Annotated in this window: 14 protein-coding genes and 1 tRNA gene; 6 read left to right on the top strand and 9 right to left on the bottom strand. The window is 59.7% G+C overall.

The annotated features are described in order from the left end of the window. Window positions 1–150: 150 nt before the first annotated feature. Window positions 151–1,512, bottom strand: coding sequence for a Na+/H+ antiporter NhaA (gene nhaA, locus DDD63_RS02625; RefSeq protein WP_108715064.1), 1,362 nt, complete (start codon window positions 1,510–1,512; stop codon window positions 151–153). 729 nt (window positions 1,513–2,241) lie between these two features. On the opposite strand from nhaA, the gene DDD63_RS02635 reads away from it, so the two are divergent. The 4 genes from DDD63_RS02635 to DDD63_RS02650 all read left to right on the top strand — a co-directional run bounded on the left by DDD63_RS02635 (window position 2,242) and on the right by DDD63_RS02650 (window position 5,309). Next, window positions 2,242–2,315 (top strand) — tRNA-Leu (locus tag DDD63_RS02635). A 262-nt stretch (window positions 2,316–2,577) separates the two neighbouring features. Further along, on the top strand, window positions 2,578–3,141 hold the full coding sequence (locus DDD63_RS02640) for a hypothetical protein (protein WP_108715066.1): 564 nt from the start codon (window positions 2,578–2,580) through the stop codon (window positions 3,139–3,141). Window positions 3,142–3,348: 207 nt separating this feature from the next. Continuing rightward, window positions 3,349–4,683: an ATP-binding protein gene (locus tag DDD63_RS02645; protein ID WP_108715067.1), complete on the top strand. Its 1,335-nt coding sequence runs from the start codon at window positions 3,349–3,351 to the stop codon at window positions 4,681–4,683. A gap of 2 nt (window positions 4,684–4,685) precedes the next feature. After that, complete coding sequence (locus DDD63_RS02650; protein WP_108715068.1) at window positions 4,686–5,309, top strand: RloB family protein; 624 nt, start codon at window positions 4,686–4,688, stop codon at window positions 5,307–5,309. 647 nt (window positions 5,310–5,956) lie between these two features. Here DDD63_RS02650 and DDD63_RS02655 read toward each other — a convergent pair. The 5 genes from DDD63_RS02655 to DDD63_RS02680 form a co-directional block, all read right to left on the bottom strand. Next, window positions 5,957–6,793, bottom strand: coding sequence for a hypothetical protein (locus DDD63_RS02655; protein ID WP_108715069.1), 837 nt, complete (start codon window positions 6,791–6,793; stop codon window positions 5,957–5,959). Beyond that, window positions 6,793–7,506, bottom strand: a complete 714-nt coding sequence (locus tag DDD63_RS02660) for an ABC transporter ATP-binding protein (protein WP_108715070.1) — start codon at window positions 7,504–7,506, stop codon at window positions 6,793–6,795. The genes DDD63_RS02655 and DDD63_RS02660 overlap by 1 nt, the downstream gene beginning before the upstream one ends. Continuing rightward, window positions 7,506–8,120: a GntR family transcriptional regulator gene (locus DDD63_RS13320; RefSeq protein ID WP_108715071.1), complete on the bottom strand. Its 615-nt coding sequence runs from the start codon at window positions 8,118–8,120 to the stop codon at window positions 7,506–7,508. The genes DDD63_RS02660 and DDD63_RS13320 overlap by 1 nt, the downstream gene beginning before the upstream one ends. Window positions 8,121–8,565: 445 nt before the next feature. Further along, entirely contained in the window at window positions 8,566–9,390 is an 825-nt protein-coding gene (locus DDD63_RS02675) for an ABC transporter permease subunit (RefSeq protein ID WP_108715073.1), read from the bottom strand. Next, a complete protein-coding gene (locus DDD63_RS02680) occupies window positions 9,387–10,436 on the bottom strand; it encodes an ABC transporter ATP-binding protein (RefSeq protein ID WP_108716614.1) in 1,050 nt (349 codons plus the stop codon). Before DDD63_RS02680 ends, DDD63_RS02675 begins: the two co-directional genes overlap by 4 nt. 565 nt (window positions 10,437–11,001) lie before the next feature. Here DDD63_RS02680 and DDD63_RS02685 point away from each other — a divergent pair. Then, entirely contained in the window at window positions 11,002–11,898 is an 897-nt protein-coding gene (locus tag DDD63_RS02685; protein WP_108715074.1) for a Bax inhibitor-1/YccA family protein, read from the top strand. Window positions 11,899–12,905: 1,007 nt separating this feature from the next. On the opposite strand, the gene DDD63_RS02690 is transcribed toward DDD63_RS02685, so the two are convergent. Next, a complete protein-coding gene (locus DDD63_RS02690; RefSeq protein WP_108715075.1) occupies window positions 12,906–13,310 on the bottom strand; it encodes an FKBP-type peptidyl-prolyl cis-trans isomerase in 405 nt (134 codons plus the stop codon). Between the two features lie 370 nt (window positions 13,311–13,680). On the opposite strand from DDD63_RS02690, the gene DDD63_RS02695 reads away from it, so the two are divergent. Continuing rightward, window positions 13,681–15,273: a sodium:proton antiporter gene (locus DDD63_RS02695; protein WP_164505431.1), complete on the top strand. Its 1,593-nt coding sequence runs from the start codon at window positions 13,681–13,683 to the stop codon at window positions 15,271–15,273. 102 nt (window positions 15,274–15,375) lie between these two features. Here the strand turns inward: DDD63_RS02695 and msrA are convergent, their stop codons facing one another. Then, window positions 15,376–16,056: a peptide-methionine (S)-S-oxide reductase MsrA gene (gene msrA / locus DDD63_RS02700; RefSeq protein ID WP_108715077.1), complete on the bottom strand. Its 681-nt coding sequence runs from the start codon at window positions 16,054–16,056 to the stop codon at window positions 15,376–15,378. Window positions 16,057–16,308: 252 nt separating this feature from the next. Further along, window positions 16,309–16,794: a transcription elongation factor GreA gene (greA, locus tag DDD63_RS02705; protein ID WP_108715078.1), complete on the bottom strand. Its 486-nt coding sequence runs from the start codon at window positions 16,792–16,794 to the stop codon at window positions 16,309–16,311. Window positions 16,795–17,109 lie beyond the last annotated feature (315 nt).

Here is a 17,109-nt window from a genome sequence, read left to right on the forward strand (position 1 = left end):
GCCGGGCGCGGCCGGTGGCGGTTGGGCACGCTGGACACTGCTGCACGTAGCGTGAGAACTGCCGCCGGGAAAGGCCGGAACCGGTTTAGCGCCGCATGGATGCGGAGACGACCAGATGGACATCTGTCTGTCCGACAGGTGGCCTATTGCTTAGCGGGCTGTGCCAGAGCCTGGCCTCTTACGGTCGTTGTTCTTTGCACGGGCTGAGGGCTCGCGTTCGTCCGTGCGAGCCTGCTCGCGGTTGCGGCCTTTGCGTTCCAACGCGTCCGGCGCATGGTCGCTGGCGCCGGTTGACTTGCCGTGACGCCGCCGAACCGGGCCGCGTAGCCGCTGGTTCTTGCGGATCTGCAATGTGACAGCGCCGAGTACCATCGCTAGCAGGGAACCGACAATAACAGCTACCCGTGCGTGGGCCTCGTGTGGGTCCTCGGCACCGAACGAAAGCTGTGCGATCAGCAGCGATACGGTGAACCCGATGCCGGCGACAAACGAGATGGGGAAAATATCCGCCAAGTCAATACCGTTGCCAAGGCGGAGTTTGAACAGCCGCGTCATAATCCACACACCGCCGAAAATACCGATGCACTTCCCCACAGGCAGACCAAGGTAGATGCCCGCGGCGACCGGGTCGGTCATCATTCCGCCAATGCCGCCGGAATCGATGATGTTCACTCCTGCTGCAAAGAAGGAGAAGATGGGCAGAACGAAACCGGAGCTGTAGAAGTCAAGCTTGTCGGCAAAGAGCTTCGTCATCGGTTGGCGCTCTCCGGCGATCTGCCGCGTGGGCACAACCATGCCCAGTGCGACACCGGCGATCGTCGCATGAACTCCCGCGCGGTGCATGGCATACCAAGCCAAGATCGCCAGTGGCCATAGCAGCCACCAGTGCGTGATGCGCTTTTGAACGAGCACGCCGAAGATCGCGACGATGGCTAGGGAGATTGCGAGCCACAGGAGGGAGATTCCGGAGGAGAAGAATACGGCGATGACAATGATTCCGCCGAGATCATCCGCGACGGCGAGAGTCATAAGGAAGGTGCGGGTAGCCGGGGGAAGACCACGCCCAAAAATGGAGAGAACTGCCAGCGCGAAGGCGATATCGGTGGCGACTGGGATAGCCCAGCCGCCGTAGACGCCTGAGCCGGTAATAATCTGAATTAGGCAGTACAGACCGATTGGACCGGCCATGCCGCAGATGGCGGCAATGATTGGAACGGCGGCCTTGCGGGGGTCATGCAGCGATCCGATAGTGAATTCTTGCTTGAGTTCCAAGCCGACGACGAAGAAGAACAGCGCCAGCAGGCCATCGGATGCCCAGTGAGCGATGGGTAAGGAGAGATGGATGGCCTCCAATCCTACTTCCGTTTCTGCCATGGTGAAGTAGGACTCGCGGATGGGCGAGTTTGACCAGATGAGGGCAAGCAGCGCCCCGATCAGCAGAACGATTCCAGCGAAGGATTCGTTATGCAGAGCGTTGCGGTAGCGGGCGATGATCCCTGGTCTTTTTGGCATGACACTCCTTGTTGTGCCGGTCGCGTGGTTGTGCCGGATCGGACGCTGGCTGGATTGCCAGCTGTTGTGGCCAGCGCTGTGGCCTCGGTTCGGCACCGGGCAGATGGCCAGTGCTCGTGGCCTGCGGTTGCGGCCGCGGTTGTGCGCGGGCCGGGTTTCTCGTGGTTGCCGCACCGGTCGCGGTGCCGGGCGATCACCACTAGTTCCGCGCCGACGGGACGATTGCGGGTCAGGACTCTGGCCCACCGGACCTCTGTAGGCCCATGAACGGTCCGGTGCTTGGGAAGGTTCACATGTACTCCAGCATCAGACCATACCTTTCAAGTGTACCGGCAGGTGGAGTGTTCCGATGGTTGGTAAGGACGCATGGGCTCCGATGGTTGGTAAGGACGCATGGGCTCCGATGGTTGGTAAGGACGCATGCGCGGGGGCGGGCCTGTCGTGCTGGGTCCTGTCGCCTTCTGAGAAGTGGAGGGTTTGGGAAGAAGTGGAGGTTTTTTCGCGAAGTTTCTTGAAACACGCTCCATTTCTCGGGCGGAGGGTCGTGTGAGGCCGATTGTGCAGAGAATAGGCGGCTCATAGGAGCCCCGCGCGTTCCGTGCCTCTCCGAACTCTAGGCGAACTCGGGGTCATTACCTGCAGTAGAGCTCGACTCGATGGGTGGAGTGCATGTTTCCTACTCGAACGCATACAATGTGGGAGGTACCGCTTCGCTCGACGGATCGGTCAGCCCCCATAGCCCAACCGGCAGAGGCAGCCGACTTAAAATCGGCACAGTGCGAGTTCGAATCTCGCTGGGGGCACTCTCAGGGTCAGTCTGATGGAGGTCTTATTGGCAAGGAGCTCCGCAGGCTAAGGGCGCGTGGATGTCACAGGGCCATTCCACGCGCGGGATACAAGGAGCTCTGCAGATTATTAGGGACGCGTGTGGAGATTTATGATCAACGGTGGCATGTGGGTGTGTGTGCGAACTGTTTGATTCCATTTGATCCGCAGAAGGTCAGACGAGAGCATGCGACGTTCTGTTCGACGCACTGCAGGCTCCAAGCAGAAGGAATCCAATATATGCGCCGTTCTATACGCGATGGGCGCATCGCCGACCCCATGACTGCGCGGGTCATTCTTGACAACAAAGTTGCATTTCTGGCCTACGCGCGGCCCAAGCTCGCTCCAGACCTGCGTGCGGAAGTGTTGTCAGACGACGACGGGCTATGTGTGATATGTAACAAGGAATTAGCAACCGGGGTGGATCATATTCGAGGCGGATCAATCGACCGCAGCAACATGCGTGGCGTATGTCGTGAGTGCCACGAGTCCAAACCTCATGGCCCCGTCCCAGACGGCCTGACTAGAGACGGGCAAGGGGCCGTGGATTGTGGAGACGAGACGATGCCGCTTCTACGGTGTTGGGCAGCGGTTCTAGACCGAGGAGATTCTCTCGATGATAGTGATGGTTGGCAGGAGATACGCCGATGTGCGCGGCAGTACTCGCACACGCGTTTTGGGTGGATCACAGAGCAGATTCTGACTGACCGCCCGGAATCCCCGGCACATGACGAGGCGACGTGGCACCGAAGGTGGCGGCAGTACCGCCAGGATTATCTGGACTGGGCTGCGGATTCAGGGTGAAGTGAGATGGGGATGCAGTGCGAAGGGACGATCTCGAGGATGCCGCTATGAGGAGCGGAGCAGATGGTCCGCGTTCGCGCCCGAACTCATGGTCTACGATTGCGCCAGATTTGAACATGGGTCAGACATTCAGCCGTAGAGGTTTGATTTTGTGCTGATTTCGGAAAAAAGTTCCGAAAAGGTCTCTGATTGCGATATGATCAAGGTATGTTGCTCGACTTTAGCGTCTCCAACTACCAGTGCTTCGCTGATGAAGCGTCGATTAATCTTGTACGTCCTAGCCTTCGTACCCAGGTTCCAAAGGCCGACCAGTCATGGATTGATGTAACGTACCGTGCTGCAGCACTCTATGGTGCCAATGCTTCGGGTAAATCTACCTTTCTACGCGCATTCAGCAGGCTGTGTGCTGCGGTTACTGAATCGGCGCGATTCAGTAGTCGGCTTCATAACCCGGATCGCTCCCGGGATGAGAATCTCAGCCTTCCGACTGTGTATGACGTCAACTTCGTGGTCGATAGCGTTCGCTACCACTACACGGTTGAAGCACATCCATGGGGAATTTCCTTTGAGTCTCTCCATGCATACCCGCGCGGTGTGCGGCGTCATCTTTTCACTCGGACGCAGACGGAGGGTGGTGTGATTGAAGTCAAGGCAGGGACTGGGCTTATTGGTCCGACGGCGCAGGTTCTCAAGGTGACAACTTCCCAGGATTTGTTCTTGGCCGCGGCATACCGCTATGGCCACACAACTCTTGCTCCCGTTGCCAAAGGGTTGCGTGTCGGTGTTTCGGTGACGATCGTAGAGCATAGCGAGTTCGCACAACGTGAGCGGATCGACTGGGTGATGACCAGGATCCTAGAAGATCCGCTCTATTGGCAGGCGATGGTCAATGCTCTAGCGCAGGCGGCTGATCTTGGAATCAAACGAATTGAAGTGCGCGAGCAGGACGTACCCCCCAAGGTGCTTGAACATATTCGGTCGTTGTACAAATCGCTGGCGTCGCAGGAGGAGGAAGGTGTGGAGCTTCCGGAAGATTTGTTGAGTCCGGTTGCGCGAGCGCTTGTATTTGTTCATAGCGGTCCGGATGGTACGGAGTTTGAGCTGAGCCTCAATGCGCAGAGCGAAGGAACTCGCACGTGGCTCGCAACCATAGGACCGGCCGTTGATACTCTGCGAAAGGGAAAGGTCCTCGTCGTCGATGAACTGGATGCAAGCCTACATCCAGCACTCGTGGCCACGCTCGTCAGTATGTTCAAGGACCCTGACTTTAACAAGACTGGCGCACAACTCGTTTTTTCGACCCACGACACTGCACTTCTGGGAAACGTTCCAACGCGACAGTTGGAGCCGCCAGAGGTCTGGTTCTGTGAGAAAGATGCTGCGGGGTGCAGTGAAATTGTATCGCTGGACGAGTATGACACTCGGAAAGGAAACAACGAGCAAAAGCGGTATCTCTCGGGACGTTTCGGGGCAATGCCGCGGGTTGATCTTTCGCGGCTACTAGCCCATGTTGCTGCCGACAACGCCGATAGTGAGGGCTGAGTATGTCGAAAGACATCACCCGCCGAAATGGTAGGCGTGCGAATCGTAGAGAGGTACGTAAAACGGTTCTCCTTGTAACTAACGGCGAGAAGACCGAGAGGTTGTACTTGGAAGAATTGAAACGCCGAACGGCACCGAATGATGTGGCCGTGACTTTGGGTAGGCCAATCCCCGGGGACCCGATGACGTTGATGCGCAAGTTAGAGTACCAACACGCCACCTCGGCGTTTGATGAGGTGTGGATCGTGGTGGACCACGACGGTGAGGACAGGAGTGAGTTTCTCGCAGAGTGCTTACGGCGTTCAAGGCCTGCGAAGCGGAGAGGAAAGGGGACGATGTTCTACGGGGTCGTCTCGCTCCCGTGCTTTGAGGTGTGGCTGATTGCCCACTATGAGCAAGTTGGTAATTTTCAGGACCAAAATGAAGCCCAGCAGAGATATAGGCAGTTGACCGGGTTGACCTCAAAAGAACAGAAGTCTTTGCCGGGTAGTTTCCCTTGGGAGGAGATTGGTTCGGCTTGCGAACGTTCAAGGCTGAAGGGAGTTGCAGAACCAGAGGTGAATACCCAGGGGCCCCACCCGTCGACGACGATGCCGCATCTCGTGCGTTCGCTTGGGTTGGTGTAGGAAGCAGCGATGGGCTTCGGCTCTCTGGAGGGCCTTCCGTGCTCTGATTGGTGTCGGTAGAGTTGCCGGGGCGTGAGGGATGAGCCCCGAATACGCTGGTCAGCATGTTCTCCTCCACGGTGTCGCCGGAGGATGCGCGAGGCGACGCGGTCGACGCCGATGCGCGGTCGCGGGATAGGGCGTGATCGTAGTTGGTGGCGGGCGTGATGGGAGAGGGGCGTGATGCCACTACCTGTCAGACGCTCTACGGCCGCGGCGAGGCGGCGTGCTCAGAGAGTGCCGACCGAGCGAGGGAGCGTGCAGAACACAACTCAGGGTCCTCACCCGGTCGGCGCCGAAGTTGCCATTACTCGGGGCGGCGGTTCGCCGCTGTGGCCGATCAGTGGTTGCTTCTCACTGGCTGTTTCTCAATGGTTCCTTCTCGATGGTTGCTTGGACCGGTCAGACGGTCGTCGGTTCTCGGCCAAGTCGTCGTCGGTACGACCAGTTGGTAGCCGCCAGAGCTAGCGGTCAACAAGAACTGCCTCGGTGCCGGCTTGATGGCCACTCCTGGTGCCTCGCGTGCCGATGTATGATTCTCAATCTCTGTGAGGCTTGGCCATGCGCCTGATCTCTGCAAGGCTTGGCCACGGGCCGGAACCTGGTGTTCAGCGCACCGATGTATGATCCTCAATGCTACGAACCGCCCACCAGCCCAGAAGGCCTGCGAGTATCACCACTGCGAGGATCGGCCCAAAGTCAATAAGGCCGAAATTTGAGCGGGCGGTGGCGTACTCCAGGTCGCCCATTATCTCGTGGTACAGCCACCCGCGATGCTGCCAACGCTGAAGCAACGCCTCATGATCGTAGTGGAGTCGCAAGGGCACGACCCAACTCATGAAGCCAGCGGTGACTGTGACGCTGAAGAAGAACAAAACGCTGCCAATCACAGGGGCTCCGAGGCCGAGATGATTCCAGCGCGACTGGGAACTGATGCTGAGGCTAGCCACCAGGCCGACAATCAACGCGATGACGGCGATGATGCCAGCGGGAATCACCACCCACAACCACGGGCCTACTACTGTAAGCGCATCAAGGACAAGATTAAGGAGCTCACCATTAACCGAGCTGGTTTTCTGGCTGTTCATCCATGCCGTTAGGAAGCATCCGGCGATGGCGAGGATCGTGCCAACGACGGTAGTCAGGATCATGAACAGGAGCTTGGCAGCGAAGATGGCCCGCCCGCGTACCGGGATCATGAAGGTGAAGTAGCCACTCTTGCCATACAGGCTCCGCCAGTACTCGATCAAGAGAAGAAGGAATATGAAAACGGGAATGGAGAGGAAAGACGCCAGTGCTATCCCCATGAGCTCGGTTTCGACAATGGGCGTGTCCGCGAGACTCGCAGCTGCTGCGGACAGTCCAACGACTGACATGACGACGACAATGGCAAGGATACGGCGCCAATTGGTCCGCAATTCCTGGCTGAGAAGAGTGGTGAGCATTAGCGGTACTCCTTCCGGAAGAGGCCATCGAGGCTGAGATTGTTTTGGGCGCGCAAATCGTCGGCGTCGCCGGTTAAGAGGATGCGACCGGCACGAAGGAAGACCACAGAATCGACGATGGTTTCGACGTCGGCGATCAAATGGGTGGAGATGATCATGAGGGCTTCGGGATTGAAGTCGTTCAGAATGCCTCCGAGGATGGTTTCGCGGGCGGCTGGGTCGACGCCGGAAATGGGTTCGTCGAGCAGGTAGACGCGGGCACGGCGTGCCATGGTGAGTGCGACCTGCAGTTTTTCGCGCATACCCCTGGACATTTCTTTGAGTCTGCCTTGTTGTGGGAGTCCAAAGTAGGTGACGAGCTCATACGCCTTGGCCGCGTCGAAGTCTGCAAAGAACCGTGCGTAAAGCGCAATGGCATCGGCACACGTGAGTCGGGAGGGCAGGAAGCTGGTGTCCGGTAGGAAGGAGACGGTAGCCTTGGTTTCCGGCCCGGGCCGGTTCCCGGCGATCGTGACATCTCCCTCCCAATCGGAGAGTAGGCCGGCCAGGATCTTCAGCAGGGTGGTTTTGCCGGAGCCGTTTTCTCCCATGAGGCCCACAATGTGGCCGGCCGGCAGTGACAGTGAGATGTCATTGAGAGCGCGGGTGGAACGGTAGTCCTTTGTCAGGTTTGCGACGTGGATGAGCGGTGTTCCAGTTGGGATTGTGCCCATTATACGTCTCCTTTCTGTTGTGAGCGCGTCTTGCGATCAGAAGTGTCTGGTGCGATGGAATCGACCGTGGCTTGTGCGGCGTCGCTTGCGGACTGGGTGCCGGTTGCGGACTGGATACGGCTTGCGGACTGGGTACCGGTTTCGGGCGCGGCAGCAGTTGCGTTTGCTCTGGCCACTTCCGATGAACGGGCCGGGCCAGGTGCTTCCGACGAGCGAGCTCGGCCAGGTGCTGAATCGGCACGGTCTTGGGCGACGTCGCGCGCGTGCCACTGCTCTTGAAGAGTGTTGGTGGCGTCCTCGAGGCCAAGACCGACGGCGATGACTGCGCCGATATAAACGTCCGCAGCGGTCCGTGCCAGGGTGTATCGGGCGGTCTCGATGGTGGCGGCATCCGAGGTGACGAATCGGCCGGATGTCCGTTCGGTGGCCGTGAGGCCTTCGCGGTCGAGTTCCCCCAGGGCACGCTGGATGGTGTTCGGGTTCGCCCCTGCTTCCATAGCGAGTTCGCGCACGCTGGGGATCTTCGTTCCAGCCGCCCAGCGTCCGGAGGTGATGCGCATGCGGAAATCTTCCGCCAGTTGGACCCAAATGGGGCGAGCATCATCAAGGTGCATATCCTCCTCCTCTCTGCATCACTGTATTAGTACAGTAACACAATAGGGTGGCGGGAGAGGTTTGTCCAGTGCGATGGGTGTGAGGTGACCGGCGTCATGAGTGCACAAGGCCATGGTGAGGCGAGGCAGGTGCGCACTGTGGCGAGCGATGCGGGTATGCGGTGCGGCGGGCGTGCGCGGTGTTCATGGGCATGCTTCGTTGCGGCCGAATCATGTCCAAACGGCGTCCTTTTCGGTCCTGTGTGGCGTCGCGGATGCCTTCTACGTGGCCGAATCGCGTCCAAACGGCGTGGGTCTTGTGCTGCGTGAATGTGAGATTCGCATGGCTTCGCCGTTTTTGAGAGCAGATGAAGTGCGGTCTCGGCTCGTTTGGACGCGACTCGGTCAGTTTGCCATTGGGCCAGCTTCTTTGGTGTGAGGCTTCGGGGTCCTTGACCCGCGGCTTTTAGATATCGGAGCGGTTGTACCGGACGAAGCCGAGCGCCGTAACAACGACGGTATAGATCACCCAGACGGCCAGAGCCGCGCTCCAACTCAGATCTCCGGACTCGACGAGGCCGCCCGTTCGATCCGCCTGTGCCATGGCTTGCATGACGTTGGTGGGCAGGTAGTCGGAAAGCGTGTCGCGCACCCAGGCACTCGGCACCAGGCTGAAGCCATTGGTCACATAGAGGAATACGAAAGCTGCGGTCATCCCGCCCGCGGTCGAGCGGACAACGTAACCGAATCCTGCAGACATCAACGCGGTGAGGGTCAATGCGAGCCAGAACATCACCAGGGAGCGGCCGTTGCCGTTCTCCAGTAGGACGGGTGTCCCTGAGCCGAAGCGTAGAGCGAGAAATGCCAGCGTGACTAAAACAAGATTCACCACGCCGCAAGCAACGAAGACTGCAGTCATCTTTGCAAGGAAAGCACTGGGGCGTTTCGGGCTTGCGAGGGCAGTGGTGCGCATCGTGTTTGCAGAGTACTCATTGGTGACCGGCAAGATCCCGATGACAACCACCAACATGCCTATGAAGGAGACGCCGTAGGAGATTACACCGGCGGGGATTTGGCGCGGTCCGTCGCCGAATTCGTCGAAGGCTTTCGCTATGCCCAAGATAATGAGCGTGTACAAGCTAACCGTGACAATCGCCGTGATCCAGAATGACCGAAGTGTGGTCATCTTGCGTATTTCTGCACGCAGGGAGCCCCAGAATGAAACATGGTAGCGTTCCGGATCGACAAGGCGAGGTCGTCCGACGGATGCAGTTCGATAGGTGGCGGTCATCGGAGTCCCTCCTGCTGATCATTGATGTGCCGCGGGGCGGGCATTGCGTGGCCTGGGGCGGGCATTGCGTGGCCTGGGGCGGGTGGTGGTAGCGGGATATCCGCTACATGTGGAGCCCTACCGGTGCCGCCGGAACCGTAGACGACCTGGTCGCGAGTCATCTCCATGAAAACGTCTTCCAGCGACGAATGCGTCTCGGAAAGTTCGTGAAGCTCTAAACCGGCCTCATGGGCAAGGTGCCCGATCTGTGCGCGATTACCTCCGACGACGTCAAACATGCCGCCCGGATGCCTTTCGCTCGCCGGTGTTCTTTCGAATGCGATTCCGCCTTGAGTTAGAGCGCGTTCAAGCCCCTTCATATCCGGGCCTGCCACATGCACCCGCGTGTGAGCGTCGCTCTGCGTGAATCGTTCAACCGGCCCCTCGGCAATGAGCCGCCCACGGCCAATTACCACCAGATTGTCGGCAGTTTGCGCCATCTCGCTCATGAGGTGTGAAGAAACGAAAACGGTCCGACCTTCACCAGCGAGCTGACGCATCAATGAACGCACCCAGCGCACGCCGTCGGGATCGAGGCCGTTAACCGGCTCGTCGAATAGCAACACTTCGGGATCTCCGAGCAGCGCGGTGGCGATTCCCAGACGCTGCCCCATGCCGAGTGAGAAGCCTTTGAGGCGTTTATCGGCGACCTGCGCGATACCGGTCAGCTCCAGTACGTCGTCGGCGCGTTGCCGGGGAATGCCGTGCGTTGCCGCGACGATACGAAGGTGTTGACGGGCGGTCCTATTGGGGTGGAAGGCATTGGTGTCCAGAAGCGCGCCCACGGTGGTGATGGGGGAGCGCAGGTTCCGGTACTCCACTCCGCCGATAGTGCAACGGCCCGCAGTGGGTCTGTCGAGGCCCACAATGCAGCGCATGGTTGTGGACTTTCCGGAACCGTTCGGGCCGAGGAAGCCTGTCACTTTTCCTGGCGCAAGGCGGAAGCTCAGCTGATCGACGGCGAGGGTTTTTCCGTATTGCTTGGTCAGGGTCTCTACGGTAATCATCAAGATCCTTTCGTTTGCAACATTGTAAGCAGAAGCGGCTGGTCGGGGTTTGAAGAGGTCGGCATGGTCCGCTCTCGACGCGAAGCGACCGCAGTATCCGTTGTGCTGACCCGCAGCGTCGGTTGTATGGATCATGCCAACAACGCGGCCCCCAACAGAAGTGAGGCATGTCATTGAGTGACTCATTTGGCGTGAGTTTTGTCATCATGCGGGCGGCTAGTCATCATGCCTGCAGCTGCTCGAACTAGTCGTGCTCTAGTCCTGCGTAGGTGTGAGTGATGGCAAGGTAAGTGCGGCTACTCGCTAGATGCTGCCGCGATCCTCGACAGGCTGCGATTCTTGCATGATGGGTGCTGCTGCTCATCCCGCCCGTTGCGGCTCTCTCATGCGACTCGCCGATGGCCTGGCTCGGCTTCTTGCTCGGCGTTCGCCACGCCTCCTTGAGCCCCATCGAAGCCCGAACGACGTTGTGCTCTCGGCGTATACCCTGTGAAAGAAATCCCGCGTTTCGCTACAATTGCCCTAGCCGGACTAGGCTCATCAGTCCATACGAAGGAGGAAGACCTTGTCCAATAACCCGGTTATTAGCCGGAACCCGTATTTCAACGGGCAGACGGCTACTCCAAATACCTACCCGTACGGAACTCAGGTGAATGGCCAGGGAGTCCCGCAAGGGGATGCGTCGCAGGCGTACGCGCCCTACAACGCCGCTGCCCAGCAACAGGGTATGCCGCAGTACGGATACCAGAGTGATGGGCCATTCGCCAGCGCGCAAACCACCACTATGACGTACGACGACGCCATGGTGAAGACCTTCGCGCTTCTTGCACTCGCGGTGCTCTCCGGCGTCGGTACGGCAACATTGCTTCCACTCTCCTCCATGATGCCGGTCGCGATCGGAACCACTATCGCTGCCTTCATCATCGGCATGATCGGGGCGACGCAGCGCTTGGTCAAGCCGATCTTTGCGGTGCTGTACTCGGTGCTCGAAGGCATTTGCCTTGGCGCACTAACCGGTGCGCTCGACGCCCTTTACCCGGGTATTGCCGTTCAGGCGGTCTTGGGCACCGTCCTCGTTGTCGGCGTTGCGGCGGCTTTGCACTTCAGCGGTGCAGTTCGCACAACGACCAAGGGCTTCCGCATCATGATGACCGTGATGATCGCGGGAATCATCTATGGACTGGTCAACCTCGTGGTGATCTGGACGGGTGCTTCGCAGCGCATGTGGGGCTTCAGTTCAATGCGCGTGGGCGGCATACCGCTCGGCGTGATTATCGGTCTTGTTCTCATCGTGGCAGCGTCCTACATGCTGATCTCCGATTTGGAGCAGGTGAAGTTCGCGGTTGCTAATGGTGCACCCAAGGCTTTTGCTTGGACTTGCGCTTTTGCGATCGTGATGACGGTGCTGTGGATTTACATTGAGGTGCTGCGCATTCTGGCCATTGTCGCGTCAGACCGTTAGTTGGCGGTCGAGCGAGGCGAGACAACTAGTAGCGAGTCAAAGCGACCGCGCAGCTTGGAGAATGTACGCCGAAGAGACCGCGTGAGTCGACGTGGTGTGATGTGCGACGCCGGAGCCAACGTTGCAGTCACCTCTTGGGGCCGCAACGCAGCGTGCGGTCGAATAGGGGCGTTGGCAGAGTTACGATGGCGGACGCCACAGCCACGCGTACATGCGCGCGCCGAGCAGTCGGCACATACCGGGCGTTGAAGCACTCTGGGCGTCGATGCGCAAAGGCGGGGTGGGATTGGATCCCCACCCCGCCTTTGTGTGTTTTCCGGTGCCACGTTTTCTGTGTGGTGCTCGCACTGGTTCGCTGAGTGAGGCCCCGAGCGTGAGTGGTGTGTCTGAAGGTGGGATCGCGCCCGCCAACTGTGGGCGAGGCCTTCCGGCGTGAGTGGTGTGTGGCTGCCGGGGCAGTTCATGCATCGGTTCGTAAAACGGGGTGTGCAGGGCGGAGCGATATCTTGAGGCGCAAGTGTTGCTCGGGATGCGGGACTTTGTGTTGTCACGGGTGGGCTATTGTGTTGTGGAGCGATTGCAGTGCGGGGTTTTGACGGTGAGGTTTGTAGGGGGCGATGCGGCCATCGCTGTGGCGCGTTCGGTGAGGCGGCATTTGCTTGGAGGCCGACGGCGACATGTGGATGCGGCCTGTGAAGGCCTGGCATAGGAGATGTGTGTAGTCTTGAGGTGGAGAGTGTCCAGATCCCGTCCAAACAAGAGGTGCTGAGGCTGGGCGAGTCGTGAAATCCTTGGAAATCCGCCAGTTCTTAAACTGAGCCGGTCAAGTTATCAGTCGTTTGGACGGGATTTGGACAGTTCTCTGTCACTCGCGGTCGCCCAGACCCCGCGCATCAGGCGGGGGAATCGACGCGAGACACAGGATGGCTGCAGGACGCCCGCACAACAGGTGGGCGGCGAGGACACGGGCGCCACGCTGCTCGAACACAAGCCGGACGCCCGCGGCCCTACTTGAGGCGGCGAATATCGACGACGAAGACGAGCGTGTCCGTTCCTTTAATGCCCGCACGCGGATTTCCAGAGCGGCCGTAGCCCTTTTCCGGCGGGATCGAGATCAGCAGCCGTGACCCGACATTCTTTCCAACGATGCCCTGATCCCAGCCTTGAATCACGACGCCGACGCCAATGGGGAACGAGGTAGGCGTCCCACGATTGAAGGAGGAGTCGAAGACGGCGCCATCCCAGATCTGCCCGTGATAATCAACCTCAATCTCGCGGCCGATTTGCACCGTGGGGCCGGTTCCTTCTTCGAGCACGACGACGTGCAGGCCCTGCGGCGCGTCATTGTCAGGGAATGTCAGTTCAGGCGTCTCGCCGAAAGAGCCGTTGACGGTGGGAAGGGAGATGTCCATAGTTTCCTCTCGTTAGTCTCTCGGTGCAGGTCACCGCGCCGAGCGGGTCGTGGTGGGGAGTGCCCCGGATACTCTACCGCCGCGCTATGGCAGCAGTCAGGCTCGCATCGATGTAGATGGCGGCGCCAGAAGGCAACCCGGAGCGTATACCGCACCGCCGTTAGTTTACGTGCTGCTACGCAATTGCGCTGATAACCGGTATTACGGATCGCGGTTTCTTCGCCTGCCATGCCGCGGCCAGGGAGACTCGCCGCAGTGTTTCGCTTAGAAAAGACGCACTGGTAGGCCGCTGATGGCCATTCGTATAATAGAAGTTGGTATTGGAGGCGACGGTCGATAGCAGCGGCCCATACAAGCGCGGGAGATGACAATGACGAGTCTAGTGACGATCTTAGCGATATTCGCACTGACAATCCTCGCGGTCGCCGTTGGTGAGCGCACGCACCTGCCTTATCCGGTTCTGCTCCTCATCAGCACCGCGGCTCTCGCTTTTCTCCCCTTCACCCCGAGCCTCGTCGTCGACCCTGATATAATCCTGCCGCTGTTCCTGCCGCCGTTGCTATTCTCCACCGCCCGCCGCGCTTCGTGGAGCGTCTTTGCCGTGCGGCGTCGCACGCTGTTCATCATGGCATTCGCGCTTACAGCCGTGACGGCCTTCGCCGTCGCCGGCCTGGTGAAATTGCTGGTCCCGGCCCTGAGCCTGCCACTGGCCATGGCTCTCGGGGCTATGGTCGCCCCACCCGATCCGGTGGCGGTTGAGTCTGTTGCAGGGCCCGCACATTTGCCACGGCGAGTCATGCGAGCGCTGCAAACAGAGAGCCTTTTCAACGATGCCGTCGCCATCATCCTCTTTACCGCTGCCGTGGCGGCTATCAGAGGGGAGCGGGCCTTCGGGCTCGGCGTGGCCGGTAACTTCATCGTGGGCGCTGTATTGGCAGTTGCGGTTGGTTTGCTCGTCGGATGGATTGCGAGCTACGCAACGACCCATTTGCGCAGCTCTGCCGCATCGGGTGCACTCACGCTGGTGGTGCCCTTCCTCGCTTACCTGCTGGCGGAGGAAGTCCACGCTTCCGGTGTGATCGCCGTTGTTGTCACCGCACTGGAAATAGGGCGTCACGCTCCGGAAGCCGTCCACGACCGCGTCATCACCGCATCCTTCTGGGAAGTGGCGGACCTGTTGATCATTGGCGCGGCATTCGGACTCATCGGGGTGGAACTGCGCAATATTGTGACCGACCAGGGCTGGAGTGACATCGTCGGCTACCTTCCCGTGGCACTCCTGGTTGCGCTCGCGGTGATTGTGATCCGTTTCTTCGGTACCTGGGTTCTGCACTGGATGACGCGACGCTCGCGCGGAGTGCCGCGCAATTGGCGGGAATGCGTCGTGGTGACGTGGTGTGGCATGCGTGGTCTGGCAACCCTGGCACTGGCATTGTCGCTTCCGGCAGTTGCGCAGGGAACAGTGGTCATAGGCCGCAATTTCGCAGTAGTCACCGCGCTCGTGGTCATGATTATCACGCTGGTTCCAACCGGATTACTCCTACCGTGGCTGATTCGCGTGTTGAAGTTGCAGGAAGATCCGCGCAAGCAGCGCCTGGAGGCGATTCGTCTGAGCCGCCGTGCCGAACGGGCTGCGCTCCGTGCCCTCAACAGTTACTTGGCCACCTTGGACCTACCGGAAGATACGAAAGACAAACTACGGGCATGGGGAAGTCAGCTGCACCGGCGTATCACGCTTCTGCAATCCCTACCGGGAGGCCCGCAGACGACGGCGGAGTTCCACTCCTCCTCCCCGGAGAAATACCAGGAGCAGCATGACATGATGGTGTCGGCTCAGACCGTTGCCCTGGAAGCTGCGCGCGCCGAAGTCTTGGCCGCTCGAATGGATCCGGAACTTGATGTGGCGACGGTGGATCGCGTGCTGCGTACCCTCGACTTGCGCACCCTCGCAATTCGCAGCTAGGTGTTTGCTTGCCCGCTGTGCGGTTGGCGACGGCGCCGCGGCGAGGCCGCGTGGCCTTAGCCAGCCATTCCCCGCCCCAGACGCTTTGCGGTGAGGAGCCCTTCAACTAGCTGCAGGCCCGGAGCCGGGCAGAGGGCAGGCGATACCCGTACGAGAGTGGCACTCATAGCCGCCCGGGTTCTTATCGAGGTACTGCTGGTGATAGTCCTCGGCCGGGTAGAAGCCACCCGCTTGGGAGGAGGGGACGATCTCCGTCACGATCAGCCCGAATCCTCGTTCGGCTAGCACAACCTGATAGCGGGCCACCATTTCGTGGGCGATGCGTTCCTGCTCCGCCGTCGTCGGGAAAATCGCCGACCGGTACTGGGTTCCGATATCACCGCCCTGGCGGTTGAGGCTGGTTGGATCGTGCGACTCGAAGAACATCTGCAACAGGCTTGCCGTGGAGAGTTTGCTCGGCGAATACAAGACGCGCACGGTTTCCGCATGACCGGTTTTGCCGGTGCAGACCTCTTCATAGGTGGGATTCGGGGTGAATCCGCCCATGTATCCCACGGCCGTAGTGTCGGCTCCGAGCTGCCAGGCGGCTTTCTCTGCTCCCCAGAAGCAGCCCGAGGCCAGGTAAATGACCTCCTGGTCCACCTGGGGATCCGCCAAAATAGCAGTTCCCAGTACCGTGTGGGCGGCCGGGTTCGGAAGGACCGGCTCGCTACGCCCCGGCAGGGCTTCTTCCGGCGTTACCATCTTGGTCTTGTTCGCGATATCCCAAATGAACATCTGCATACCTTCCAGTGGGCTGGGATTATGAGGAGCGTCGGGCGTGTTAGCGCTTTTGCCTAACGCGACGACGGTCGGGCTATGCTATGCGGCCCGGAAACTTGATGTCCCGGACTCGAATGTGGCTCATGTCCCGGACTCGAATGCGGTGTAGGCGGTGCGTGCTCGGGCGGGCGCGTACAACGGCACGCGCAAGACGTGCAGTAAGCACACGCAAATACGCCATGAGCGCGCTAAGCGTTTCACCGAGGGTACAGATCAGCCGGCAAACGGCTCAATTTTAAGGATCTCAACCTTGATCTGGCGGCCATTGCGCATCGCGAAAGAGGTGGAGTCGCCCTCTTTCAAGCCCATGATGGCCTTTCCAAGCGGCGCATTCTCGGGGTACACCTCGATATTCACCATGTCGGCGGCCTCGCGCGAGCCGAGGAGGAAACGCTCCTCCTCACCGCCGATCTTCGCGGTAATAACGGTGCCTGCCGCTACCTTATCGGCTGCAGGGGGCTCGGAGACATGGGCGTTCTCCAGCAGATGTGTCAGCTCGGCGATCCGGCCCTCCATTTTCGACTGCTCTTCGCGGGCCGCCTGATAGCCGCCATTCTCACGCAGATCGCCTTCCGAGCGTGCAGCCTCAATTTTTTGAGCGATTTCGGCGCGGCCAACAGTTGTCATCTGCTCCAACTCAGCCTGCAGCTTCGCGTAGCTTTCGGGCGATAGCCAGGTTCCCTGACTGCTCTCAGCCATGTGCCTCTCCTTCCGAAGCATGTCTCGACCGGGTGGCCCGTCCTTGAAAAGTGCGAGCAGGTGCAGCCGAGTGTTGACGAAAAAAGTTATGCCCGCCGCAGCGGACATCTTGATCTGCTGGCAACAATACCAGCGGTACGCCGTTTTTCAAGAGTCGGTCGCCGGGATTTGCCCAGGGCGTAGTCTCGGTTTGGCGAAAGAATGCGCGCGGCCTGGGGCGATGCGATGCATAAGCTTGCCTGGCGTAGTCTCGGTTTGGCGAAAGAATGCACGCGGCACACGTGATCGAAAAGCGGCAAGGTGGCGCAGACCATG

It is taken from the genome of Actinobaculum sp. 313 (genome assembly GCF_003073475.1).
Classification (GTDB): Bacteria; Actinomycetota; Actinomycetes; order Actinomycetales; family Actinomycetaceae; genus Asp313.